Below are 22,901 nucleotides of genomic sequence, written 5' to 3'. Positions count from 1 at the left end.
TCGATAAGTGTCCGCCGCTTCAGGTAATGGTTGAAAGGCCGCGAAGGAAATCCGCTGGGGTGGCTGGACTGGCTGGGACCCAGATGCCCGATCAGTTCGATGACCCGAAAACCCAGCGGTAATACGGATTCGCATCATCGGCACCCAGAACCGTGCGGATTTCCTGTGCCCACGCATTGCGGTCACCACGATACGCATCGAGCCCCGCGCGATAAAACGCGTGCAAGGTATCCCGCTCGGCGCGCAGCCCGAACCTGAAGGTTTCGTCCGCGTGGATGAGCGGCGGCTCCATCTGCAACGCGAGGAGTCGCGCGAGCGTCGACGGAAACTCTGCGGGATTCACCCACGGCGCGTAGTCGATACGCGGATCGTCGTCGGTAACGGGGCGCGCATCGGCTGCGTAGTAGGCGAGCGCAGGACGGTCCGCGATCCACGTCGACAGCAGCGCTTCCGGCGACGCGATGCCCACTTCGTTCAGCTCGCGGGCAACCTCGGGCTGGGCGAACCGCGCGCGGATTTGGGGGACGTCGAGAGTCAGCGGTTGCTGCGAGCCGACCAGCATCATTTCGTGGAACTCGGTGGTCCAGAGGGTCGCGTACGGAAACACCTGCAGGAAGCTCTGGATCAGCGAGCGCGTCTCCGGCTCGTTCTGGGTCGCGAGCGGCAGCCATTGCGCGACGATGCCACGCGGGTTCAATCGCGCGGCCGCGAGCCGGTAGAAGTCCGTCGAATACAGATTGACGACGCCCGCAGCCGACGGCGGCGGCGGCTCCAGCGTCACGAGGTCGTAGCGATCGGCACGCGAGAGCAACTCACGCCGCCCGTCCGCGATACGGATGTCGATGCGCGGATCGGCACTCAGCTCGTGATTGCCGGCAAAGGCCGGCGACGCACGCACTACCGCCGGCAGCAGTTCCGCAATCACGCGCCGGTCGAGATCCGGCCACGCGAGTAACGCGCCCCCTGTAATGCCCGTGCCCAGTCCAATGACGAGCGCGGAGCGCGGCGTGCCGTCATGCACGATCAGCGGCACCAGCGCCTGCATGCGCATGTAGCGCAGCGACGTCATCGCGTCGCCCGAATTCGACACGCCCTGAATATAGAGGCGCCGAAAGCGCTGCGCGTCGGGACCCTGTTCGAGCACGGCGACGGTGCCGCCCGTGCTTTCCTCGTAGTAGACGAGATTGCCGCGATGCGCATCGGCGAGCAGCAGGCCAAGCCGGTTCGACGGCACCACGATCACGAACACGACCACCAGCGCGGCGATGCCGACGCTCGTCAGCAACGCGGCCTTCTGCACGATTCGCCCGCTCAAGGTCGCCGACAGACCGATCAGACTGGCCGCGACCGCCAGCACGCCGAGCGAGCGGATCAGCCCGAGCGACGGTATCAGCACGAATCCCGCGAACAGGGTTCCGGCGATTCCGCCTGCCGTGTTCAACGCGACGAGGCGCCCCACCTGGCTCGCCAGCCCGGGCGCGGGTTGATCGCTGCCGGTCATCATCGCGAGCGCGAACGGAAACGCGGCGCCGAGCAGCAGGGTCGGTAGCAGCACGAGCGCGCCTGCGGCGACTGCAAAGCCCGCACACATCGACGCGAGCAGGTTGCCGGTCAGCCCTAGCACGAAGTCAGCTGCGTGGCGCTGGGCGAGCGTCAGCCAGCCGCCCGCGCACGCGACACCGGCGAACGCGGCAAGTCCGGCGAGCGCGATCAGCACGCCGAAGACGCACCAGGGGTCGCGCACGCGTCCCACGTAACGTGCCGCGACAGCGCTGCCAAGGGCGAGCCCGAGAAGATAAGTCGCGAGCACGATGGAAAAGGCGAAGCTGCGCGTGCTGATGAATTGCCCGAGCGCCTGCGACCAGATCACCTCATAGCCGAGCGCGATGCCGCCCGCTACCGCATACAGCGCGATCGCGACGCGCGCGCGTCCGGCGTCGGCGAGGGCGAGGGCGTGCGTGGCGGGTTCATCGCGCGAATCGGCCGGTGCGGATGCGGATAGGTCAGCGTAGCGTGCGAGCAGCATTGCGCCGAGCGCTGCCATCGCGTTGAGGCCCGCTGCAACGTAAGCGCTGCCCTTGACGCCGACAAGCGGAATCAGCACGAACGCGGGCAGCAGCGCGCCGACGATCGCGCCAGCCGTACTGGCCGCGTAAAGCCGTCCGCCCGCACCGCCGATGTCCCGCCGCCACGGCGCGAGCACCCGCATCAGCACGGGCAGCGTGCCGCCCATCGCGATAGCGGGCACGCCGACCAGCACGAATGGCCACAGCCACGCCAGTGCGCCGACGCTGCGTTGCAATCCGGCGAAGATCGAATCCGACTGCGCGAGCGCGTGAGTCGCGCCGATGCCGAGAATCAGCACGGCGAGTTCCAGCGCCGCGTACAGCAACAGCGGGCGCGTGCTGCGGTCGGCGAGCTTGCCGAAGATCCACCCGCCCAGCGCGAGACCCGCGAAGAACGCGCTGATGCCGGCCGTCACCGCCTGCACTTCGATACCGACGACGAGCGTCAGCAGTCGAATCCACAACACCTGATAAACCAGTGCCGCGCTGCCCGACGCGAACAGCAGCAGCGCGGGCCACGCGAGGCGCCATGCGGGGGCGGGCGGCGCTTCGCTGCGCACCCGCTTGCTGTGGCGGCTTGCGCTGCGTTCAGCCTTGATGGCGGCGCCGGGATCGATCATCGTGCGGATTGCACTCCTTCGTTATTTACCGGGACTCTCGATGCTTTTCGTGAGCGCTTCGGTCATCTGGTCGATGCTGAAGCTGGCTGGACGCTGGCTCGGCGGATATTGCTTGAACGTCGCGAGGAACGGCGCGACCTTCGCGACCGCGTACTGCGACAGATAGACGTTCTTGGTACTCCAGTCGTAATACTGGTCCGACACGATGTCCGCTCGCTCGTACGGGTCCATGCGCAGGTTGAACATCTTCGGCACGCGCAGGCACGTGAACGGGTTGGCCCACACCTGGAAGCCGCCCGGGTCACGCTGCTCGCAGAAAACGAATTTCCAGTCGTTATAGCGCATCGCGACGAGCATGCCGTCGTCGTTGAAGTAGTAGAACTCGTGACGCGGCGCTTCCTTCGCCTGGCCGGTGAGGTAGGGCAGGAAGTTGTAGCCGTCCAGATGCACCTTGAAGTTCTTGCCGCCAATCGCGCTGCCTTTCAGCAGGCGATCGCTGATGTTCGTGTCACCCGCTGCGGCCAGCAGGGTGGGGAACCAGTCGAGGCCCGACATCATCTGGCGCGACACGGTGTTCGGCTTGATCTTGCCGGGCCAGCGGATTATCGCCGGAACCCGGAATGCGCCTTCCCAGTTGGTGTCTTTCTCGCTGCGGAACGGCGTGGTCGCGGCATCGGGCCACGAGAACTGGTTCGGTCCGTTGTCGGTGGTGTAGACGACGATGGTGTTGTCGGTCAGCTTGAGATCGTCGAGTGCTTTCAGCAGTTTGCCCACGTCGCCGTCATGCTCGATCATGCCGTCCGCGTATTCGTTGCCGGGCATGCCGCTCTGACCTTGCATCGACGCTCGCACGTGCGTGAACAGGTGCATGCGCGTGGTGTTCATCCACACGAAGAACGGCTTGTTCGCTTTCGCCTGCCTCTGCATGAAGTCGATAGCCGCCTGGGTGGTTTCGTCGTCGATCGTTTCCATGCGTTTGGTGTTCAGCGGGCCCGTGTCCTGGACGCGGCCATCCGCGAACGAATGAATCACACCACGTGGTGCGTTCGCCTTGACCCACGCTGTATCGTTCTTCGGATAGTACGGGCGCTCGGGCTCTTCCTCGGCGTTCAGGTGATACAGGTTGCCGAAAAATTCATCGAAGCCGTGTTTGGTGGGCAGATATTCGTTGCGATCGCCGAGGTGGTTCTTGCCGAACTGACCGGTTGCATAACCGAGCGGCTTGAGCGCTTCCGCGATGGTGATGTTCTGCGCCTGCAAGCCGATGTTCGAGCCGGGAATGCCGACCTTCGAAAGCCCGGTGCGCAACGTCACTTCGCCCGTGATGAACGTCGAGCGTCCCGCCGTGCAGCTATTTTCTGCGTAGTAGTCGGTGAAAAGCATGCCCTCGTTGGCGATGCGATCGATATTCGGTGTCTCGTAGCCCACCACGCCTTTGCCGTAAGCGCTGATGTTGGTTTGCCCGATGTCGTCGCCGAAGATCACCAGGATGTTTGGCTTGCCTGCGGCTTTGGTGGTGTTCTGCGGGGCGGTAGCGGCAGGGGCAGGTTTCGCGGACGCGGCGGGCGCGGCCGGTTTGGCGCCGTTGGTCGTCTGGGCCGTGGAGATCGCCGGTGGGATGATCAGCACACAGACCGCCGCGACAGCAACGAGTGCTCCTGTGATGTAACGGATGCGTCGAAGTTTGCTTGCCGTCATCGTTGTTCTCCCGAGGAGTGTTCCCGACGCGGGCGGTTGCCCGTCCGTGCGAGTGCGCTTTGTCTCTTATCGACGCGCGTTCGTCAGATCAATCGTGTTCTGCTGTGCTGCGTGCCCGGCGTGCTGAAAAACAGACCGCTGTTTGCACGGGCGATACGTGATATGTGATGCGTGGTGTATCGCAATGAATGAAATCCGCTGGTTCGCTGCGTGATCGATCGTCATCATGGAAACCTCACCCGATCGAACCGGCGCGCACCGTCAGCGCGCAGCGGTCGTCACATCGTTGCCGTGGTTTTTGGCCCAGACGTCCTTGTCCATCACCAGCCGGAAACCGAGATGCGACATGCTGTTGTAAGGGTCGGTGCCGCGTCGCGCGCTCGGGCGATAGCTCAAACAGTAAGCCTCGTTACAGAGAAACGAGCCGCCTCGCGTAACCCGCTTGGGTGCTTCGACCGGCACGCCGGGATCGGCCGGGTCCCATGAACTGACCGGCCCCACCGGCTCGTCGATCACGCCGTCGGTCGCCGCCTCGCGCCGGAACTGATCCGCGCGATACCAGTCCGCCACCCATTGCCACGCATTGCCAGTCATATCGAACAGACCATAGCCGTTGGCGGGAAAGCTGCCGACCGGGCTCGTGCCCACGGCTCCGCCCGCCTTCGCATTGACCACCGGAAATGGCTGCGCTTCCTGGCCCTGCCAGACATTGGCCATCTGCTTGCCGTCCGGCGCGAACTGATTGCCCCACGCGTAGGTTGCCTGATCGAGTCCGCCACGCGCGGCGAACTCCCATTCGGCTTCGGTCGGCAGTCGCTTGCCGACCCATTTCGCATAAGCCTCGGCATCTTCGTAAGACACCTGCACGACGGGGTGATCGTCCTTGCCGTCGATATTGCTCGCCGGGCCGAGCGGATGCCGCCAGTTTGCACCCGGCACAAAGCGCCACCAGCGCGAATAGTCCTGTAGCGATACCTGTTGCTGGGTGCCGACGAACACCATCGCGCCGGCCTGCAGCGCGCTGTCGGGCGGCCGTGGGGTGCCCGGCGGCAGTTGCACTTCGAGCGTTTTCCAGTCGGGCTTCTTTTCTGCCGTGGTGACGTAGCCGGTCGCCTCGACGAATCGGCGGAACTCCGCGTTGGTCACGTGATGCTCGTCCATCCAGAAACCGCGCACGCGGACCTTGTGGGCTGGGCGCTCGTTGGGTTGGGCGAGCTTGCTGTCGCTGCCCATCAGGAAGTCGCCGCCCGGCACCCACGCCATGCCGTTCGGCCCTTTCGTGCCGTCACCGAGTACAGGGTGAAACGGGGTCGCGGTGCGCTCGGTCATCGCGCGGCTGACCGCGTAGCCCACCAGCGCCGGACACAGCAGAAGCAGTACTGCCCACAGTGCGATGCGTTGAACACGCGAGGCGACGCGACGCTGCCCGTCACGCGACGATGCGCCGGATGCGGGGACCTCCGCGCGCGGTGGCGGCGGTTGGCGCTGCCTCGATTTGTCCGTCAATTCCGCTTCCTCGGTAGAGTCGAAATGCGACTGCCTTTTGTCCAATCTATCCACCAATATACGAACGAACTGGCGAATGCAATCAATTTTTTCGTGCGAAAAAAAGCCGGAAAAACGCTTGCCGTAGCGTCTTTTTTCGTCGATTACTGAGGTCTACGATGCTTTGACGAAAGCAACTGACTCCAGTAACTTGTGCGTCACATTCCGCCATGACGGAATCCGGTGGGCAAGATAAAAGCGAATCATCGACAGCGAGTGAGCCATGCGCGACACTATTCTTCGTTTCGAAGCGAGCATCGGGGAAGCGGTCATCGGTCAGGAAGCGGTGGTGCGGCAAATCCTGATCGCGCTGCTTGCCGACGGTCACGTGCTGCTCGAAAGCCTGCCGGGTCTGGCCAAAACGCGCACCGTGAAAGCGATTGCCGCGCGCCTCGCGGTGACGATGAAGCGCATCCAGTTCACGCCCGATCTGCTGCCGTCGGATATCACCGGCGGCGAAACACTGCTGCAATCGGGCAGCGAGCGCACGCTGCGGTTTCAGCCGGGCCCGATTTTCGGCAACCTGATTCTCGCCGACGAAATCAACCGCGCGCCAGCCAAGGTGCAGTCCGCGTTGCTCGAGGCGATGGAAGAACGGCAGATCTCGGTGGCCGGTGAAACCCATCCGATGCCCGGGCTATTTCTCGTGATGGCGACACAGAATCCGATCGAACAGGAAGGCACGTATCCGCTGCCCGAAGCGCAGATGGACCGCTTCCTTCTGAAGGTGCTGATCGGCTACCCGTCGCCGCAAAACGAAAGCGAGATGCTGCGCCTGCTGCGGCGTGAGAGCGACGGTGCCGTCACGCCGTTCGACATGCTGTCGCAGGAAACTGTGTTCGCCGCGCGCGATGCAGCGCGGCGCATTGCGGTGGCGCCGGCCATCGACGAATACATTGTGTCGCTCGTCAATGCGACGCGGCACGGCGCTGCGCTCGACGCGGATCTCGGCAAGTGGATCGAAGTGGGCGCGAGTCCGCGCGGCGCGATCGGGCTCGATCGTGCGAGCCGCGTGCATGCGTGGCTGGATGCCCGCGATTTCGTCACGCCCGACGACGTGCGCGCGGTGATTCATCCGGTGCTGCGTCACCGTCTGCTGCTGTCGTATGACGCGAACGCGGACAACGTCAGCGCGGACCATGTGATCGACCGGCTGGTGGAGAAGGTCGCGGTGCCTGCGTAGCACGGAGGCCATGATGCCGAACGTGGAAGGATCGATTGGAAGCGTGTATGTCGACGCCGCGCATCTCGCGCGGCTCGAGTTGCGCGCGCGCGGCCTGAGCTTCGTGGCCCCTGCGCCGGTATCGAGCATTCTGTCGGGACGTCAGGCCTCGCGTATGCGCGGACGCGGGCTTAACTTCGAGGAACTGCGCGGCTACCTGCCCGGCGACGACATCCGTCATCTCGACTGGCGCGTCAGTCTGCGCACCGGCAAGCCGCATGTGCGGGTCTACACCGAAGAACGCGACCGTCCGCTGATCGTCGTCGTCGATCAACGCATGAGCATGTTTTTCGGCTCGAGCCGCGCGTTCAAGTCGGTTGTCGCGGCCGAAGCGGCTGCACTTGCTGTATGGATGGGCTTTGCCGCTGGCGATCGGGTCGGCGGCGTGGTGTTCGGCGACGCTGACATCGTGCGCGTGCGACCGCTGCGCAGCCGAAGCCGCATCGACATGCTGTTCAACGCGATCGCGCGGATGAATGGGTCGCTCGTCGCCGACAGTCCCGCGCGCACCCACTACCTGCAACTGAACGCCGCTCTCGAAGGCGTGTTGCAGATCGCGAGCCACGATTTCCTGGTCTGCATCATCAGTGATTTCGCGGGCGCGGACGAACGCACGCGCGCGCTGTTGCGCCAGCTCGCCGCGCACAACGACGTGATCGCCACGCTCGTCTACGATCCTTTGTGGCAGCGGATGCCGGCACACCGTGCGCTCGTCGTCAGCGAAGGGCATCTTCAGGTGGAATTGCGCATCGACAACGAACGCGTGCGCGCGCCGCTTGCGAGCCTCTTCAGCGGGCGCGCTGCCGAGATCGCCGAGTTGCTGCGCGCGAGCGGCGTGCCGTTGATGGCACTCTCGACCGCCGAGCCGGTGGTCGATCAGGTGCGTCGTCTGTTTGGCGAGCGGCCGCGTCACGTAGCCGGGAGCGGAATATGAGCGCAGCGCCCGCAGCACCCCTGGTGCCGCCCGATACACCGGCCGCGTTGCAGTCGTTGCGCGAACTGCCGTTACCGGACGCCGTTTCTTACGCGCCGCAAACCATCGGCTGGCTGTTCGTCGCGCTGCTGCTGATTGGGTTGATGCTCGCGCTCGCATGGCGCGCGTGGCGCCGTTACGAACGTGCACGGTATCGGCGGGAAGCGCTCGCGGAGCTCGGCCGTCTCGAAGCGAAGCTGAACGACGACGCTACTCGTGGCGCCGCGCTTGCCGGGATCGGTCCGCTCATCAAACGCACGGCGCTCGCCGCTGCGCCGCGCGCGCAGGTGGCGTCGCTGAGCGGCGCAGCGTGGCTCGATTACCTGCGCACGCACGGCGGGTTCGACGACGAAAGCGGTGCGCTTCTTTACACCGCGAGCTATGCACCGGCGGCACGCATCGCGACGATCTCGCCGCAACAGGCGCAGCGTCTCGCGCAGGCGGCGCGTGGCTGGATCGAAAGCCATCATGTGGAAGTTTGACTTTCCGTGGATGCTGGCGCTGCTGCCGCTGCCCGCGCTGGTGTGGTGGCTCGTGCCCGCCTATCGCACCACGGCGTCCGCCGTGCGCATGCCGTTCTTCCAGGAAATGGCCGACGTCACCGGCGAGCGGCCCGCGCCCGGCGGCGTCCGTCTGCGCAGCAACTGGCTGCAACGTCTGTTGATGCCTTTTCTCTGGCTATTGCTACTGGTCGCGGCGGCGCGTCCCGTGTTCGTCGAAGCGCCCGTCACGCGCGACATGCCGGCGCGCGATCTGCTGCTGGCGATCGACCTGTCGCAATCGATGAGCGAGCGGGATTTTGTCGACGGTGCGACGGGTGAGCGGATGGACCGGCTCACCGCGGTCAAACACGTGGTCAAGGATTTCATCGCCAGGCGCAAAGGCGATCGCATCGGTCTCGTGGTATTCGGCGACGGCGCTTATCCTCAAGCGCCGTTGACGCTCGATCATGACAGCGTGCTGGTACTGCTCGACGCGATGCGGATCGGCATGGCGGGACCGCGCACGGCGATCGGCGACGCGCTCGGCCTCGCGGTCAGGCTGATGGAGAACACGCCCGCGCAGGAGAAGGTGCTGATCCTGCTGACCGACGGCAACGACACCGCGAGTGCGATCCCGCCCGAGCAGGCGGCGCGGATCGCGAAGCGGCACGGCATCGTGGTGCACACGATCGGCATCGGCGATCCGCAAACTGAAGGTGAAGACAAGGTCGATCTCGACGCGCTCGCGCGGATTGCCCAGATAACGGGGGGGCACGCGTTTCACGCGCTCGGTCGCGAAGAGGATCTGGCAGCGGTGTATTCGGCGATCGACAGAATGACGCCGGAGAAGATCAAGCGCGAGGTGTACCGGCCGCAGCGCGAGTTCTACTGGGTGCCGCTCGCGCTCGCGGTGTCGCTGCTCACGCTGTATCACGTGCTGGCGTATCTGATCGCGTGGCTGCGCGCGCCGCGTCGCGTGTCGACAGACACGACGGAGGCGTGAAATGACGATCGATGTCACCGCGTTCCATTTTCTGCGGCCGCTTTGGCTTTTGCTGCTGATACCGGCCGTGCTGTTGCCGTTCGCCTGGTTGCGACGCAACGATGTGCGTGCGCGCTGGCGCGCCATCATCGCGCCGGACCTGCTCGAACATCTGATTGTCGGCGAGAAGACGCAGCGCGGCGTGCGGCCCGTGCACACGCTCGCCGCGCTGATCGCGCTCGGCGCGCTGGCCGCCGCCGGTCCGACCTGGCAGGAAGAGCGGCCGCCGTTCGATCAGGACAAGGCACCGCTGGTCGTCGTGCTCGAACTCGCGCGATCGATGGGGGCGGTCGATATCGCGCCGAGTCGCATCGAGCGCGCGAAGCAGAAAGTGCTCGATCTCGCGGCTGCGCGAAAGGGGGCGCGCACCGGGCTGGTCGTGTTTGCGTCGAGCGCGCATCTGGTCGTGCCGCCGACTGAAGATCCCGCGATGCTCGACCTGTACGTGCCCGCACTGGCCCCCGAGTTGATGCCTCGCGATGGTAAAAACGCCGCGGCGGGTCTCGCGATTGCCGAGCAGATGCTGCAAAAAGACGAAGCCGCCGGGACCATTGTGTTCATCAGCGATGGCTTCGACGAGAGCGGCACGGATGCGTTTTTGCGTATTGCGAAGGAGACGAAACACCAACTGTTGTGGCTGGCGGTGGGCACCGCAAACGGTGGCCCGGTTCGCAACGAGAAAGGCGACATCGCGACCGACGATGCAGGCCGCCCCATCACCGGTTCGTTCGACGCGGCGGCGATCCGCAAAATCACCCAGGCCGCGTCGATCCCGCTCGCGAGCGTACGCGCCGACGACGATGACATCGAATGGGTGCAGCGCCGTGCGCAGGTCTACCTGGAAGCGGCGCAGGAATCGAAGGTCGTGCCGCGCTGGAAAGAATCGGGCTACTGGCTCGTGCTGCCGATCCTGCTGATCGCGCTTTACAGCTTCCGGCGCGGCTGGACCGTGAAGTGGCTGCCTGTTCTGTTGATTACGTCGGCGGCACTGTTCGCACCGAAGGAAGCCCGCGCGATGTCGTTCGACTGGCTCGATCTGTTCGCCACGCACGATCAGCAGGGACGATGGTGTTTCGAGCATGGCGATTACGCGCAGGCGGCGGCGCGCTTCGACGATCCGATGTGGAAAGGGCGCGCGCAATATCTCGCGGGCGATTATGCAGGCGCGCTCGACACCTTCTCGGGGATCGATTCCGCGCAGGCATACTTTTATAGCGGCAATGCGCTCGCCCATTTGAAGGACTATGCGGGCGCGTTGACAGCGTATGACAGCGCGCTCGCGAAACGCGCCGATTTCGCGGAAGCCCGCGCAAATCGCGAGCTGGTGGCGAAACTCAGCAAGGACAAGCCCGACGAAGGCGACGAGCCCACCACCGTGAAGCCGGACCAGATCGACCAGCAGAAGAAAAAGAGCAAGGAGGGCAAGCCTGTGCTCGTGCAGCAGCAGAGACCTTCGGAAGACACATGGATGCGCAATCTCAACACGTCGCCAGCGGCGTTTTTGCAGCGGCGTTTCGCACAGGAGGCGCCGGGCGCACCATGATCACGCGCTTCCTTGCGATCCTGCTCGCGTGCCTGTTCACGGCCGCGCCGGCGTACGCCGACGACGATGCGCCGCGCACGATGCTGCGCGCGCATCTCGACCCTGCCGGGCCGGTGGTGGCAGGCAGTGCGGTGACACTCGTCGTCGACGTGCTCACGACCACGTATTTCTCCGCCGCACCCGACTGGCCGCTGTTCGATCTGCACGACGCGTTTGTCACGCTGCCCGACGATAGCGCGCAGAACCTGAACGAGACGATCGACGGTGCGAAGTGGTTTGGTGTGAGTCGCGAGTATCACATCGTGCCGCGCACGTCCGGTACCTTCGAGGTGCCTTCGTTCGGTATTACGTTGCATCCGGGCGGCTCCGCCACGGCGGTCACCCTGCAGACGCCGGTGCTGCACTTTGCGGCCACGCTGCCGCCGGGTGCGGAAAACATGGCGTCGTTTTTTCCTGCGCCGAAACTCACGGTGACGCAGACGATCGAGCCGACGGACGGCCGGCTCGAAGTTGGCGGGACGATCTCGCGCATCGTCACCCAGCGCGCGGAAGCGACCGAACCCATGCTGATTCCACCGGTGACGTTCGGCGAGATCGACGGCCTGCGCCGCTACGCCAAAGCGCCTGCGACGCGCACTATTGCCGATGGCCGGGGCGGACTGATCGCGGGCGAGCGCGTCGACACAGCGACGTATGTCGTGAACCGGCGTGGGCACTACACGCTGCCGCCGCTCGATGTCGAATGGTGGAACACCGCGACCCGGCAGCGCGAGATCGTCCATCTGCCGGCCATCACGTTCACCGCGCGAGCCGCCCGGGAAAAGCCGCTGTGGGCGATTCCCGCCGATGCGCTGGCGGGGGCGGCGCGCCATACGGTGATCTTCCTGAAGACAGGGGACCTCGTGCTGGCGGGCGTCGTACTCGCGTGCATCGTCGCGGGGGTGGCGTTTTATCCCCGTGTGCGTGGCTGGACGGGACGTCTTTCGCGATCATGGTCTGCGTGGAGAAAGCGTCGCGCGGAGGGCGAGTTCGCCGCGTGGCGCGGGCTGCGTGCTGCGGCGCAATCGGGCGCGATGCAACGGATAGTGCCGGCGCTCTATCGATGGATGGATGCCAGTACGCGCTTTGCGCGCCCAGCGCGGGTCGCGATGATCGACGATCCGCAGCTCAAGCCGCTCGCGGATGCCGTGCAGCAGCACTATGTGCAAGGGGCCGCTGATGGGCAGCGTGTGCGGTTTCGGGTTCGCTGGGGGCGGAGGTGGCGGTGGTGGGGTGCGCGTAAAGAGAGGCAGAGCGGTCTTCCGCCATTGAACGAGGGGTGATGCGCGATGGTGGTTTGCATCGGCATTTGCCCCTTGGCCTTTCTGGAACCTCAGCCCCGACTCCCCACCAGATCCCGCACCAACGCCTTCTCCGTGCGCGTCATCCCATTCAGATCGCGCATACAGATCAGCAATTGCCGCGTGGCCCAACTATCGGCCAACCCGATCACGCGAATGCCCGACGTGCCGCGATAGCGCCTGGCCGCCGTAGCCGGCACGATCCCCAACCCGGCCCCTTGCTCGACCATGCAGCAAATACTGTCGAACGTACGCACACGGGTTCGAAAGCTCAGAGCGTGACCGGCAAGCAGTGCCCGCTCCGCGAGATACGCTTGCAAAGCGCTGTCGGCATCAAGACCAATAAACTCCCGATTGACCACGTCGGACAGCATCACCCGTCGGCGCATGGCGAGCGCGTCGTCACGGCTCGTAATCAGCACCAGTTTATCGACCGCAAAGGGCAGTGTTTGCAGCGAGCCATGTTCGACCGCATCGGAAATGATGCCGATCCGGGCGACGTCCGTCAGCACCGCCTTGACGGTTTCGGTACTTTGCCGCTCTTTCATATCGATCTGCACGTTCGGGTGATCGCGCAGAAACAGACCGATCGCCGACGGCAGAAACTCCGTCATCGCCGCAGTATTGGTCCACAGGCAAATGCACGCTTTGCGTCCCTGCTGGTGATCGCCCAACTCGCCTTGCATCCGCTCGATCTGCCCGAGTACGAGCCGCGCGTGATGCGCGAGCGTATCGCCGGTCGGGGTGGTCTCGACGCCGCGTCGGCCGCGTTCGAGCAGCGGCATGCCCAACCTGTCTTCCATACCGCGTAAGCGTGCACTGGCGGACGGCAGCGACATATTCGCGCGCGCCGCGCCGTGGGTAATGCTGCCGGTATCGAGAATATGCAAGAACAGCCGGAGGTCGATCAGGTCGAAGCGCATGGAGCATCATCCAGATGAAACGCGAATACGGCGAAAAGGCTTTAGCCTTAGCCGCAGCCTAAGCCACAGTCAGTATCTTACGCATTGTGGACTGCGCACGTCAGAAGCAGAATCGTCGACATCATTCCAAATGCACAAGCTCTCCGATGATTTCTCCGTTCGTGCTGCGTACCGGCATCATTGCCGCGACTTTCGTCGTGGCAGGCTTCGTCAAGGGCATGACCGGCATGGGCTTGCCGACCGTCGCGATGGGCATTCTCGGCACCTTGATGCTGCCCGCGCAGGCCGCCGCCGTGCTGCTGTTGCCATCGTTCATCACGAACGTGTGGCAACTGTTCGCGGGGCCGGGTGTGAGAGCTTTGGCGAAGCGGCTGTGGCCGATGATGGCGGGGATCGTCGTCGGCACGCTGGCTGCGGCGTCGTTCATTGCGGGCGGCGGAGGCGTGCGGGCGGTTGCCGGCCTCGGTGTCGCGTTGACTTTGTATGCATTGGCCGGTTTGATGGCGTGGCGCTTCTCGGTTCCGCCGCGTTACGAGCGCTGGTTGTCGCCGGCGATCGGTGCCGTGACCGGTGTGGTCACTGGCGGCACGGGGGTGTTCGTGATTCCGGCCGTGCCTTATCTGCAAGGACTTGCTTTAAAAAAAGAGGATCTGGTTCAGGCGCTCGGTTTGTCGTTTACCGTATCCACGATTGCACTTGCCATTGGACTCGTGAGTGAAAACGCATTCGCTATTCGCGATCTGCGTGAATCGCTTTTCGCGGTGATTCCTGCCCTCATCGGCATGTTCATTGGACAACGTGTGCGCGGACGTATCAGTCCAGAAAGCTTTCGACGCTGGTTCTTTATCTGTCTGCTGGCGCTCGGCATTCAATTGATCGCGCGCGCATTCGTTTAACGACAATGTGATGGACGCGATCAACGGGAGCGAAACCATGTGGCCCATTATTCTCGATACGTTAGGCGCATTGGCGGTGCTCGCGAGTGTGGCCGCCCAGATTGCCTTGATACGTAAAAGCTGAATGAACGGCGCGCTCAGGCAAGCCTGCGGCTAAACACGATCAATAGCCTCATTGCTGCAAATTCGCGCGCGACCTGTCCCCAGACCTTCCCCACCCATTTCCCTCACACCGCGATTGTTCGTCTCAACCGACGTATCTATTCGCCTTCAGCCGCTTTATCCATCTCGCTGACATCCCTACATTGTGTCCAGTGACAGCGCCACTGCATTTTCCGCTTCATCGACGCCAGTTCCGCGAATCATCGCGAACACGCGTCGGCGCGAAACCCCAATTGAAAGGATACGATCATGAGCAAGCTCACAGGTAAAGTTGCTGTTGTAACCGGCGCATCGAAAGGTATTGGCGCGGCTATTGCGAAGGCGCTGGCGGCCCAGGGCGCGTCGGTGGTAGTGAACTATGCGTCGAGCAAGGCAGGCGCCGATAGCGTGGTCGATGCGATCACCGCTGCAGGCGGCAAGGCAGTGGCCGTGGCCGGCGACGTGTCCAAAACAGCGGACGCGAAGGGCATCATCGACACGGCAGTCGAAACCTATGGCCGTCTCGACATTCTCGTGAACAACTCGGGCGTGTACGAATTCGGCACAATCGAAGAAATCACCGAAGAGCACTTCCATAAGCACTTCAATGTGAATGTGCTGGGTCTGCTGCTGGCCACGCAGGCAGCGGCCAAACATCTCGGCGAAGGCGGCAGCATTGTCAACGTGAGTTCGGTGGTCAGCCGTATCACGCCGGCTGGAAGCTCCGTTTATACGGCGACCAAGGGCGCGGTGGATGCGATCACCGGTGTGCTGGCCAAGGAGTTGGGTCCGCGCAAGATTCGCGTGAACTCGGTGAACCCCGGCATGATCGCGACGGAAGGCACGCATAGCGCGGGCATCATCGGCTCGGATTTCGAAAAGTGGGCCATTAGCACGACGCCGCTCGGGCGCATCGGTCAACCCGACGATATCGCGGATGTCGCCGTGTTCCTCGCGTCCGAAGACTCGCGCTGGCTGACCGGCGAAAGCCTGATTGCAAGCGGTGGGTCGCGTTAAGACTTTCTACCCGCAGAGCGTCTTTGGTTCATCTGCGCTGAAAGGCTGTCGCAAATGGCGTCGCAACACATAACGCCACGTTGAAACAGAAAGAAACCAAGCCGCCCGTCAGGTAATGCCTGCTGGGCGGCTTGTGTTTATTCGGCGATGACCGCAGCGGGCGCCGTCGGCAAGTCGACCGCAAACAACGCATCCAGCAGATTCGATCCCGGCCGCTCGGCAAGCCGTGTCAGCGATTCGATCATCTGCACCCGGCAGTCCTGTAGCGGAATCATCCTGATTCGCCGCGACTCGTTGAATTCGGCGCGTGCAATTACGCCGACCCCCATCCCTTGCGCGACCGCTTCCTCGAGCGCTTCGCGTCCGTCGACATACATCACCGGTTCCACCTGCAACGATTCGCGCACCAGTTCGATTTCGAGCAACTGCTGCGTGACCGACTGCGGCTCGCGAAAAATCATCGGCTGCCTGACCAGTTCGGCGTAGCTCAGCTTGCGCTTCTTCGCGACCGGATAGCCCACCGGGACCATGGCCACCAACGGGTCGCGCCGCAAAACGCGCGATTCGAGCCGGCTGTGGACTTGCGGCGCGGCGGTAATGGCCGCGTCTACCGCGCTCGACAGCACGCGCTGCATGCAATCGGCGGCATTGGCGATGGACAGCGTCACGACGATGCCCGGATGCAGCTTGCGAAACGCGCCGATCAGCGTGACGGCGAGGTCGGGCGCGTCCGCGACCAGCGACAGCGAGCCGGATTCGAGTCCCCCCGCCGATTCCAGCAACTGCCGCGCGTCGCGCTCGCAACTGAGCATATGACGCGTCACGCTGAACAGGCGCAGGCCCAGTTCGGTCGTTTCGACGCCACGCGGCCCGCGTTCGAATAACTTGACCCCGTAATCCTGTTCCAGCCGCCGCACGTGGTCGGACACCGCGGGCTGCGTCAGCGATAACGCCTGCGCGGCCTTGGAGAAACCGCCGTGTTCGGCGACCGCATGGAACGCCCGCAATTGCGCGTATTGCACGTGTGCCTCGCTTCGTCGTTAGCGATAAGTTTTAGCGATACCGTCATCGATTATATCGATTTTACCGATGGACGACCTTTCTGTACTGTGTACCGCATCGACATAGCGATATCGGGGTTCTGAACATGGCAAACGCGATGGCAAACGCGATGGATAGCACGACGGAAAACGCGGTCGACTGCTCTCCGGCCACCTCTGTGGCGGCCTCGACAAGCGTGCGCTGCGCTGCGCCCGCCAAAGGCGAGCCGTATCTGCTGACGCCGGGGCCGCTGACCACCGCGTTCTCGACCAAAGAAGCGATGCTGCGCGACTGGGGCTCATGGGACGGCGATTTCCGTGCGATGACCGCGCATCTGCGCCGCAGTCTGCTGGACATCGCGGGCGACACCGCCGGCGACTACGACTGTGTGCCGTTGCAGGGCAGCGGCAGCTATTGCGTCGAAGCGATGCTCGGCAGCCTGATGCCGCGCGATGGTCACGCGCTGGTGCTCGCCAATGGCGCGTATGGCAAGCGCATCGCGACCACGCTCGGTTATCTGGGCCGAACCTGCACGGTGCTCGACAAAGGCGACTACCTGCCGCCGCGTGGCGCCGAAGTCGAACGGATGCTGGACGCCGATCCGGGCATCACCCATGTGATCGCCGTGCATTGCGAGACCAGTTCGGGGATTCTGAATCCCATCGAGGAAATCGCCGCTGCCACCGCAAAGAAGGGCCGCAAGCTGCTGATCGATTCGATGAGCGCATTCGGCGCGGTGCCGCTCGATGTCCGCGAGATCGTTTGCGAAGCTTTTGTGTCGTCGGCGAATAAATGCATCGAGGGTGTGCCCGGTTTCGGCTTCGTGATCGCCCGCAAGAGCGCGTTGCGTGAAGCGAAGGGCCGCAGTCATTCGCTCGCGCTCGATGTCTACGATCAATGGGACGTGATGAACCGCACCGGTCAGTGGCGCTTTACGCCGCCCACGCACACGGTGGCCGCGTTTATCGAAGCGCTGCGTCTGCATCAACTCGAAGGCGGCCAGGCTGGGCGGCTCGCTCGTTATGCGAACAACCGCGATGTGCTGGTGGCCGGCATGCATGAACTCGGCTTCGAGCCGCTACTGAACGCGCGTTGGCGCTCGCCGATCATCGTGACGTTTTTTGCACCCGCTCATCCGTCGTTCAGGTTCGAGCGCTTCTATGAATTGATGAAGCAGCAGGGTTTCATCATCTATCCGGGCAAGCTGACGGTGGTGGATAGCTTCCGTATCGGCTGCATCGGTCAGGTGGATCAGGACGTGATGCAGCGGGTCGTCAACGCGTGCGCCCAATCGCTCGAAGCGATGGGCGTGGCGCACGCTACGCCGCCGCAAGCCGCGCTCGAAGAACGCAAAACGCTGGCGCAGGCGGCCTGAAAAAGGTTCATCGGCGGACCCTGCAAGCTGTCACGAAGGAATGCTAGCGTGCGATCAATCGCGCGAGCTGTTGAATCTCTTGAGGATCGAACTCAATGAAACACGTAAAAGCGGTGATTTTCGACTGGGCCGGCACGGTGGTCGACTACGGTTCGCTCGCGCCGATGGGGGCGTTTGTCGAGACCTTCGAACAGTTCGGCGTGTCGATCACGATCGACGAAGCGCGCGGCCCGATGGGCATGGCCAAACGCCCGCATATCGCGGCGCTGATGGCGCTGCCGCGGGTGGCGCGGGCGTGGGCCGACAAGTATGGTCATGTGCCTGGCGAAGCCGATATCGATGCGATCTATGACGTGTTCGTCCCGAAGAATATCGCCGTGGCCGCGAGCTATAGCTCGGTGATCCCGGGTGTCGCAGAGGTCGCGAGCGCGCTGCGTCACGACGATATCCGGATCGGCACGACCACCGGCTACACCCGCGAAATCATGGCCGAGATCGTGCCGGGCGCGGCGGCGCAGGGTTTCTCGCCCGACAGCATCGTGTGCACCGGCGATACGCCGGAGGGGCGTCCGTCGCCGTACATGATCTACAAGGCGTTGCCGGAGCTCGGCGTCTGGCGCGCGCGCGATGCGATCAAGGTCGACGACACCGAGGTCGGAATCGAGGAAGGCATTAACGGCGGCACGTGGACGGTCGGTGTCGCGGTCAGCGGCAACGCGTTCGGGATGGCCGAGGCGGACGTCAAGGCGCTGTCGGCGGATGAGTTCGCAGCGCGCCGCCAGGCGGCGATCAGCAAGTTGCAGGCGGCGGGCGCGCATTATGTGATCGACAGTGTGGCTGATCTGATGCCGGTGGTGTATGACATCGAGGCGCGGCTCGCGCGCGGTGAGCGGCCGTGATCGCGTAAAGGTCAACGCGAGGGTTGACGTGATGGTTGTTTGGCAAAAGCGCACAGGTCATCTGACCGTGCGCTTTTTTGTTGCTGGCGCAAACGTACTATCCTGTCGGGCCGATGAATCAGCCATGCCGGCAGGTTCAGTTCGTCATCGGCACCTTAATCAGCCATTCAACCCACTGCACGACCCACCATGCCGAAACCTACCGTCGCCGCTGCTCTCGCCTGGCACATCCACGCACGGTCGCTGCGCTATTTCGATGCTATCCGCCGCTGCGGTTCGATCCGGGAAGCGGCGCGTCAGATGCATGTGGCGTCGTCGGCGGTGAACCGGCAATTGCTGAAGCTCGAAGCGGAAGTCGGCACACCGCTGTTCGAGCGGCTCTCGTCGGGGCTGGCGTTGACCGCAGCGGGTGAAGTCTTCGCGCGGCATGTGATTACCGTGCTGCAGGACGCGCGCCGTTTCGAAAGCGAAATGGATGCGCTGCGCGGGATTCGGCGCGGCGAGATCAGTATCGTGACGGTCGAAGGACTCAATTCGAGTTTTCTGCCGGATCTGGTCGAACGGATGCTAACGCGATATCCGGCGATACGTTTTCAGGTGCATACGGCGGGATCGGCGACGATTGCCCGCACGATTCTCGATGGCGATGCCGACCTCGGTCTCGCGTTTTCATTGCCGCGCACCAGTGATCTGCAGCAGCTTGCAGTGGGACGTTTCCAGTTAGGCGCTATCGTTGCCGCCGATCATCCGCTTGCGGGTGAGTCCAGCGTGACGTTCGCGCAGTGCGCGCGCTATCCGTTGATTCTGGGTAACGCGCAATTGTCGATCAGCGGATTACTCGAACCGCTCATCCGGTATTACGCGAAGCCGCTGCAAACGGTGCTTGAAAGCGATTCGATCGAATTGATGCGGCGTATGGCGGCTCGGGGACGCGGCGTTGGGTTCCAGACGCGACTCGGGTTGGAGCGCGATCTGGCCGACGGCACGTTGAAGCATATTCCGCTGCGCTCGCCGCGTCCGCTGGTGTCGGAACTGGGCGCTTACGCGCGGGCGGGGCGGACGTTGACACCCGCGTTGGACGCTTTCGTCAGATTGCTCGCCGAAGCGCTGGCGGGCCGGGAGGACGATGAACCGGCGATCTGAGCGCGCAGAATTCACGCATGCGAGGTCTTGCGGCAGGAAGCGATCGGCCAGTCCAATGACGGGCAACGGGTTGCCTTTTAAATGCGCATCAGACCCGGAAGCCCGCGCTATATCAGTTCGGCGACGCGGACAATAATCAACGCCGCTGGAACCAGCACGGCCTGCGCACACAGGGTTCCTATAACGCGTGCGCCGGCCAGCGTAGTAATCGCGCGCCGGAAGCTGTTCTCGGAAATTCGACCTTCGATGACATCGTCCGTCATCACCGACACCTGGGGATCGATGACGACCGCGAGGACGACGGTCGCAAAGCCATTAATGACCGACGACAGATTCGCACACGTCACCCGCAAATCCGGCTTCAGGTAGCCCGCATAAAGTGACGCAAAAACGCCGACTGTCCAGATCGACATCGCGATGACGTTCAGCGCGATGACCTTCCAGGAAACGCCAGCGCCGCTTGTCAGTTGCGTGACGTTCTGTCGGGAGGGAATCCTTGCGCCGTCGCGGATGTAGTTGACGCCGCCGCGACTGAAGACGTGAAGAAGCAGACGGGGTATCGAGCGATTGACCTGAAAGTGTTCGACCGCCCGGCTGAAATAACGCTGGAACGTCGGGATCAAAAATGTTCCAACGGCAGTTGCCACAGTCGCCGTCAGCAGGAAAAGCCGAAAGTCGCCGAGTAGGCCGCCCTCGAGGTGCTTCGCGATATCCAGCTCGACCCGCTTGGCGATGAAAGGTCCCTGAAATGAGTTTGCCGTCCGCGATACCAGCGCGATGATTCCGAATAACGAAAACGACACCGCGATACGGCGCGTGCGTACACCCGCGATCCGCACGGCGTAGGCCAACGTCGCGATCACATGAATGATGAAGGTCAGCGCGCAAATGATTAAAAGCTGGGTGTCCATGCTGTCGCGGCAAGTTCTGGCGTGAGCGTAGTCTACCGGAGCGGGCGCGCGCGGCGATGCGATCTGAACTGAAACGCCCGCAGTCGCCCTGATGCCGTTTCGGCATCAGCCTGCACTTTTTTCTGCGCTTTATTGGACACCCGCGATCCTCCAGACTGGATTGAAACGGAATCAGCCGGTTCAAAGGAGGCGCAATGTCCGAAGTGCTATCAGCCAAAGCAGTGCCGCATACGAGCCTGCCCGTCATCGACGTCGCCGGGCTGGCGTCGGCAGATCCGCGGCAGCGCGCGGCGGTGGGCGCTGCGTTGCACGCCGCCTGTGTCGACAAAGGGTTTTTCTATATCGTCAATCACGGCGTCGGCGACGCGCTGATCGACGCGGCCCGCACCGCATCCGAGCATTTTTTTGCACTGGACGACGCGGACAAGCGCCTCGTCGACAAAGCCAAGTCGTTCTGTAATCGCGGTTACGAGCCGTTGCGCGGACAGGTGCTGGAGGCGGGCACGCCGCCCGACCTGAAGGAAGGTTTATATATCGGCAACGAATTGCCGCTCGATCATCCGCACGTGGTGGCTCGCGCGTTCAATTGCGGGCCGAACCAGTGGCCGCCGCAGCCGCTGGGTTTTCGTCCGGCGATGGACGCATATTTCGCCGCGCTCTACGACCTGTCTATCCGACTGACGCGCGGTCTCGCGCTGTCGCTCGGTCTGCCCGAAGATCATTTCGATGCGTTCTGCGACGACGCCATGGCCACGTTGCGCCTGCTGCACTATCCGCCGCAACCGGCGCAGGCGTTGCCGGACCAGAAGGGCTGCGGCGCCCATACCGACTTCGGCTGCCTGACGTTGCTCTGGCAGGACGGCAACGGCGGCCTGCAGGTTCAGGACGGCGACCGTGGCTGGGTTCACGTGCCGCCGCTCGCCGGCAGCTTCGTCGTGAATCTCGGCGACATGATCGCGCGCTGGACCAATGGCCGGTATCGCTCGACGATGCATCGCGTGGTCAATGCGTCGGGCCGCGAGCGCTACTCGATCCCGTTCTTTTTCACCGGACGGCCGGATTACGTGGTCGAGTGTCTGCCAGGCTGCACCGAACCCGGCGAGAGGCCGAAGTACCCGCCGATCTCGGTCGCTGGTCATCTCGAAGCGTGCTACCGGAGAACCTACGGATGAGCGCCGCTCCTGCTGTCACCACTCGCGCGGCCGGCATGCTGCTGATTCACGGCGCGTGGCAGGGCAGTTGGGCGTGGGATGCCTGGCTGCCGGAAATGACCGCGCGCGGCTGGACCTGCAACGCGGTCGATCTGCCTGGCAATGGCGCGAATCCCGAACGCGATGCGGGCGTTGAAATCACGCTGCAGACCTATGTCGATGCGCTGAGCGAAGCGATCAACGCGTTCGATGGGCCAGTCGTCGTCGTTGCGCACAGCGGCGCGGGCGTGCCTGCGTCGCAACTCGCCGAAACGTTGCCCGAGCGCGTCGCCTGCCTTATCTACGTGGCCGGGATGATGCTGCCCGCGGGGATGGGTTACGCAGAGCTGGTCGACGCCAGCGCCGCCGACGTGCCCAACGCCGCAGGCATCGCGCCGTATCTGCAATGGCGTGACAACGGCACGACCACCGCCGTACCCGCCGCCGCCGCGCTGGACATTTTTCTACACGATTGCCCGCATGAAGCGGCCGGGCAGGCCGCTGCGAAACTCACGCCGCAACGGGAAAGCGGCCGGGCGCTGGTGACCACGCTAAGCGCCGCGCGTTTCGGCCGCATACCGCGCATTTATGTCGAAGCGTTGCGCGACCGGTCGGTGCTGCTGCCGTTGCAACGCAAGATGCAGGCGCTCGTGCCCGGCGCGCTGGTGCGTTCGATCGATTGCGGTCATGTCCCGCAACTCGCGCGTCCCGCCGAACTGGCGACGCTGGTGTGCGATGCGCTGGCCGAAATCGGCATCGGCATCGGCGGTGACGGTGACACCCCCGCGTCGCGCCCGCCGCGATGATGAAGAACCACGCTTTTCCCTTCGCTCA

19 protein-coding genes are annotated in these 22,901 nt (G+C 63.8%); 13 read left to right on the top strand and 6 right to left on the bottom strand.

Features of this window, described 5'->3' with window-relative positions; translation table 11 throughout:
• Window positions 1-91 precede the first annotated feature (91 nt).
• The 3 genes from LMG28727_RS02800 to LMG28727_RS02790 form a co-directional block, all read right to left on the bottom strand.
• Window positions 92-2,686: a fused MFS/spermidine synthase gene (locus tag LMG28727_RS02800; RefSeq protein ID WP_201640767.1), complete on the bottom strand. Its 2,595-nt coding sequence runs from the start codon at window positions 2,684-2,686 to the stop codon at window positions 92-94.
• A gap of 21 nt (window positions 2,687-2,707) precedes the next feature.
• Complete coding sequence (locus LMG28727_RS02795) at window positions 2,708-4,384, bottom strand: arylsulfatase (RefSeq protein ID WP_201640766.1); 1,677 nt, start codon at window positions 4,382-4,384, stop codon at window positions 2,708-2,710.
• A 261-nt stretch (window positions 4,385-4,645) separates the two neighbouring features.
• The gene (locus tag LMG28727_RS02790) at window positions 4,646-5,713 is read right to left on the bottom strand and encodes a formylglycine-generating enzyme family protein (RefSeq protein WP_201640825.1); all 1,068 of its coding nucleotides are present in this window, start codon (window positions 5,711-5,713) and stop codon (window positions 4,646-4,648) included.
• Window positions 5,714-6,152: 439 nt separating this feature from the next.
• Here LMG28727_RS02790 and LMG28727_RS02785 point away from each other — a divergent pair, with 439 nt between their 5' ends.
• Genes LMG28727_RS02785 through LMG28727_RS02760 form a run of 6 tightly spaced genes read left to right on the top strand, consistent with a single transcriptional unit; the run spans window position 6,153 to window position 12,513 of the window.
• A complete protein-coding gene (locus tag LMG28727_RS02785; protein ID WP_201640765.1) occupies window positions 6,153-7,112 on the top strand; it encodes an AAA family ATPase in 960 nt (319 codons plus the stop codon).
• A 13-nt stretch (window positions 7,113-7,125) separates the two neighbouring features.
• Complete coding sequence (locus LMG28727_RS02780; RefSeq protein WP_407945820.1) at window positions 7,126-8,085, top strand: DUF58 domain-containing protein; 960 nt, start codon at window positions 7,126-7,128, stop codon at window positions 8,083-8,085.
• Window positions 8,082-8,606 carry a DUF4381 domain-containing protein gene (locus LMG28727_RS02775; protein ID WP_201640763.1) on the top strand — a complete coding sequence of 175 codons (525 nt, stop codon included), beginning with the start codon at window positions 8,082-8,084 and terminating at the stop codon, window positions 8,604-8,606. Before LMG28727_RS02780 ends, LMG28727_RS02775 begins: the two co-directional genes overlap by 4 nt.
• Complete coding sequence (locus LMG28727_RS02770; RefSeq protein ID WP_236591567.1) at window positions 8,593-9,609, top strand: vWA domain-containing protein; 1,017 nt, start codon at window positions 8,593-8,595, stop codon at window positions 9,607-9,609. The genes LMG28727_RS02775 and LMG28727_RS02770 overlap by 14 nt, the downstream gene beginning before the upstream one ends.
• 1 nt (window position 9,610) lies before the next feature.
• The gene (locus tag LMG28727_RS02765) at window positions 9,611-11,191 is read left to right on the top strand and encodes a vWA domain-containing protein (RefSeq protein ID WP_201640762.1); all 1,581 of its coding nucleotides are present in this window, start codon (window positions 9,611-9,613) and stop codon (window positions 11,189-11,191) included.
• On the top strand, window positions 11,188-12,513 hold the full coding sequence (locus LMG28727_RS02760; protein WP_201640761.1) for a BatD family protein: 1,326 nt from the start codon (window positions 11,188-11,190) through the stop codon (window positions 12,511-12,513). The genes LMG28727_RS02765 and LMG28727_RS02760 overlap by 4 nt, the downstream gene beginning before the upstream one ends.
• A 50-nt stretch (window positions 12,514-12,563) precedes the next feature.
• Here the strand turns inward: LMG28727_RS02760 and LMG28727_RS02755 are convergent, their stop codons facing one another.
• Window positions 12,564-13,454: a LysR family transcriptional regulator gene (locus LMG28727_RS02755; RefSeq protein ID WP_201640760.1), complete on the bottom strand. Its 891-nt coding sequence runs from the start codon at window positions 13,452-13,454 to the stop codon at window positions 12,564-12,566.
• Window positions 13,455-13,600: 146 nt separating this feature from the next.
• Between LMG28727_RS02755 and LMG28727_RS02750 the strand changes: the two genes are divergently transcribed.
• Together LMG28727_RS02750 and LMG28727_RS02745 are read left to right on the top strand one after the other, a co-directional pair.
• Window positions 13,601-14,350 carry a sulfite exporter TauE/SafE family protein gene (locus tag LMG28727_RS02750; RefSeq protein ID WP_201640759.1) on the top strand — a complete coding sequence of 250 codons (750 nt, stop codon included), beginning with the start codon at window positions 13,601-13,603 and terminating at the stop codon, window positions 14,348-14,350.
• A gap of 411 nt (window positions 14,351-14,761) precedes the next feature.
• Window positions 14,762-15,508, top strand: coding sequence for a glucose 1-dehydrogenase (locus LMG28727_RS02745; protein ID WP_201640758.1), 747 nt, complete (start codon window positions 14,762-14,764; stop codon window positions 15,506-15,508).
• Between the two features lie 137 nt (window positions 15,509-15,645).
• Here the strand turns inward: LMG28727_RS02745 and LMG28727_RS02740 are convergent, their stop codons facing one another.
• A complete protein-coding gene (locus tag LMG28727_RS02740; protein ID WP_201640757.1) occupies window positions 15,646-16,530 on the bottom strand; it encodes a LysR substrate-binding domain-containing protein in 885 nt (294 codons plus the stop codon).
• A 149-nt stretch (window positions 16,531-16,679) separates the two neighbouring features.
• Here LMG28727_RS02740 and LMG28727_RS02735 point away from each other — a divergent pair, with 149 nt between their 5' ends.
• The 3 genes from LMG28727_RS02735 (at window position 16,680) to LMG28727_RS02725 (ending at window position 19,966) form a co-directional block, all read left to right on the top strand.
• A complete protein-coding gene (locus LMG28727_RS02735) occupies window positions 16,680-17,924 on the top strand; it encodes a 2-aminoethylphosphonate--pyruvate transaminase (RefSeq protein ID WP_201640823.1) in 1,245 nt (414 codons plus the stop codon).
• Between the two features lie 95 nt (window positions 17,925-18,019).
• Window positions 18,020-18,823 (top strand): phosphonoacetaldehyde hydrolase, encoded by an 804-nt coding sequence (phnX, locus tag LMG28727_RS02730; RefSeq protein ID WP_201640756.1) that lies wholly within the window; start codon window positions 18,020-18,022, stop codon window positions 18,821-18,823.
• 189 nt (window positions 18,824-19,012) lie between these two features.
• Window positions 19,013-19,966: a LysR family transcriptional regulator gene (locus LMG28727_RS02725; protein ID WP_201640755.1), complete on the top strand. Its 954-nt coding sequence runs from the start codon at window positions 19,013-19,015 to the stop codon at window positions 19,964-19,966.
• Window positions 19,967-20,073: 107 nt separating this feature from the next.
• Here the strand turns inward: LMG28727_RS02725 and LMG28727_RS02720 are convergent, their stop codons facing one another.
• Entirely contained in the window at window positions 20,074-20,877 is an 804-nt protein-coding gene (locus LMG28727_RS02720; RefSeq protein WP_201640754.1) for a lipid II flippase Amj family protein, read from the bottom strand.
• A gap of 194 nt (window positions 20,878-21,071) precedes the next feature.
• Here LMG28727_RS02720 and LMG28727_RS02715 point away from each other — a divergent pair, with 194 nt between their 5' ends.
• On the top strand, window positions 21,072-22,049 hold the full coding sequence (locus LMG28727_RS02715; protein WP_201640753.1) for an isopenicillin N synthase family dioxygenase: 978 nt from the start codon (window positions 21,072-21,074) through the stop codon (window positions 22,047-22,049).
• Complete coding sequence (locus tag LMG28727_RS02710) at window positions 22,046-22,873, top strand: alpha/beta fold hydrolase (protein WP_201640752.1); 828 nt, start codon at window positions 22,046-22,048, stop codon at window positions 22,871-22,873. The genes LMG28727_RS02715 and LMG28727_RS02710 overlap by 4 nt, the downstream gene beginning before the upstream one ends.
• Window positions 22,874-22,901 lie beyond the last annotated feature (28 nt).

It is taken from the genome of Paraburkholderia metrosideri (assembly GCF_904848625.1).
Classification (GTDB): Bacteria; Pseudomonadota; Gammaproteobacteria; order Burkholderiales; family Burkholderiaceae; genus Paraburkholderia; species Paraburkholderia metrosideri.
Note: the sequence above shows the minus strand (reverse complement) of the source record. Positions and strands in the feature narration are given on the sequence as shown.

What these genes read in the sequence shown, in the direction of transcription:
- LMG28727_RS02800 (WP_201640767.1), bottom strand. Translation starts at nt 2,686, where the DNA reads ATGATCGATCCCGGCGCCGCCATCAAGGCTGAACGCAGCGCAAGCCGC.
- LMG28727_RS02795 (WP_201640766.1), bottom strand. Translation starts at nt 4,384, where the DNA reads ATGACGGCAAGCAAACTTCGACGCATCCGTTACATCACAGGAGCACTC.
- LMG28727_RS02790 (WP_201640825.1), bottom strand. Translation starts at nt 5,713, where the DNA reads ATGACCGAGCGCACCGCGACCCCGTTTCACCCTGTACTCGGTGACGGC.
- LMG28727_RS02785 (WP_201640765.1), top strand. Translation starts at nt 6,153, where the DNA reads ATGCGCGACACTATTCTTCGTTTCGAAGCGAGCATCGGGGAAGCGGTC.
- LMG28727_RS02780 (WP_407945820.1), top strand. Translation starts at nt 7,126, where the DNA reads ATGCCGAACGTGGAAGGATCGATTGGAAGCGTGTATGTCGACGCCGCG.
- LMG28727_RS02775 (WP_201640763.1), top strand. Translation starts at nt 8,082, where the DNA reads ATGAGCGCAGCGCCCGCAGCACCCCTGGTGCCGCCCGATACACCGGCC.
- LMG28727_RS02770 (WP_236591567.1), top strand. Translation starts at nt 8,593, where the DNA reads ATGTGGAAGTTTGACTTTCCGTGGATGCTGGCGCTGCTGCCGCTGCCC.
- LMG28727_RS02765 (WP_201640762.1), top strand. Translation starts at nt 9,611, where the DNA reads ATGACGATCGATGTCACCGCGTTCCATTTTCTGCGGCCGCTTTGGCTT.
- LMG28727_RS02760 (WP_201640761.1), top strand. Translation starts at nt 11,188, where the DNA reads ATGATCACGCGCTTCCTTGCGATCCTGCTCGCGTGCCTGTTCACGGCC.
- LMG28727_RS02755 (WP_201640760.1), bottom strand. Translation starts at nt 13,454, where the DNA reads ATGCGCTTCGACCTGATCGACCTCCGGCTGTTCTTGCATATTCTCGAT.
- LMG28727_RS02750 (WP_201640759.1), top strand. Translation starts at nt 13,601, where the DNA reads ATGATTTCTCCGTTCGTGCTGCGTACCGGCATCATTGCCGCGACTTTC.
- LMG28727_RS02745 (WP_201640758.1), top strand. Translation starts at nt 14,762, where the DNA reads ATGAGCAAGCTCACAGGTAAAGTTGCTGTTGTAACCGGCGCATCGAAA.
- LMG28727_RS02735 (WP_201640823.1), top strand. Translation starts at nt 16,680, where the DNA reads ATGGATAGCACGACGGAAAACGCGGTCGACTGCTCTCCGGCCACCTCT.
- phnX (WP_201640756.1), top strand. Translation starts at nt 18,020, where the DNA reads ATGAAACACGTAAAAGCGGTGATTTTCGACTGGGCCGGCACGGTGGTC.
- LMG28727_RS02725 (WP_201640755.1), top strand. Translation starts at nt 19,013, where the DNA reads ATGCCGAAACCTACCGTCGCCGCTGCTCTCGCCTGGCACATCCACGCA.
- LMG28727_RS02720 (WP_201640754.1), bottom strand. Translation starts at nt 20,877, where the DNA reads ATGGACACCCAGCTTTTAATCATTTGCGCGCTGACCTTCATCATTCAT.
- LMG28727_RS02715 (WP_201640753.1), top strand. Translation starts at nt 21,072, where the DNA reads ATGTCCGAAGTGCTATCAGCCAAAGCAGTGCCGCATACGAGCCTGCCC.
- LMG28727_RS02710 (WP_201640752.1), top strand. Translation starts at nt 22,046, where the DNA reads ATGAGCGCCGCTCCTGCTGTCACCACTCGCGCGGCCGGCATGCTGCTG.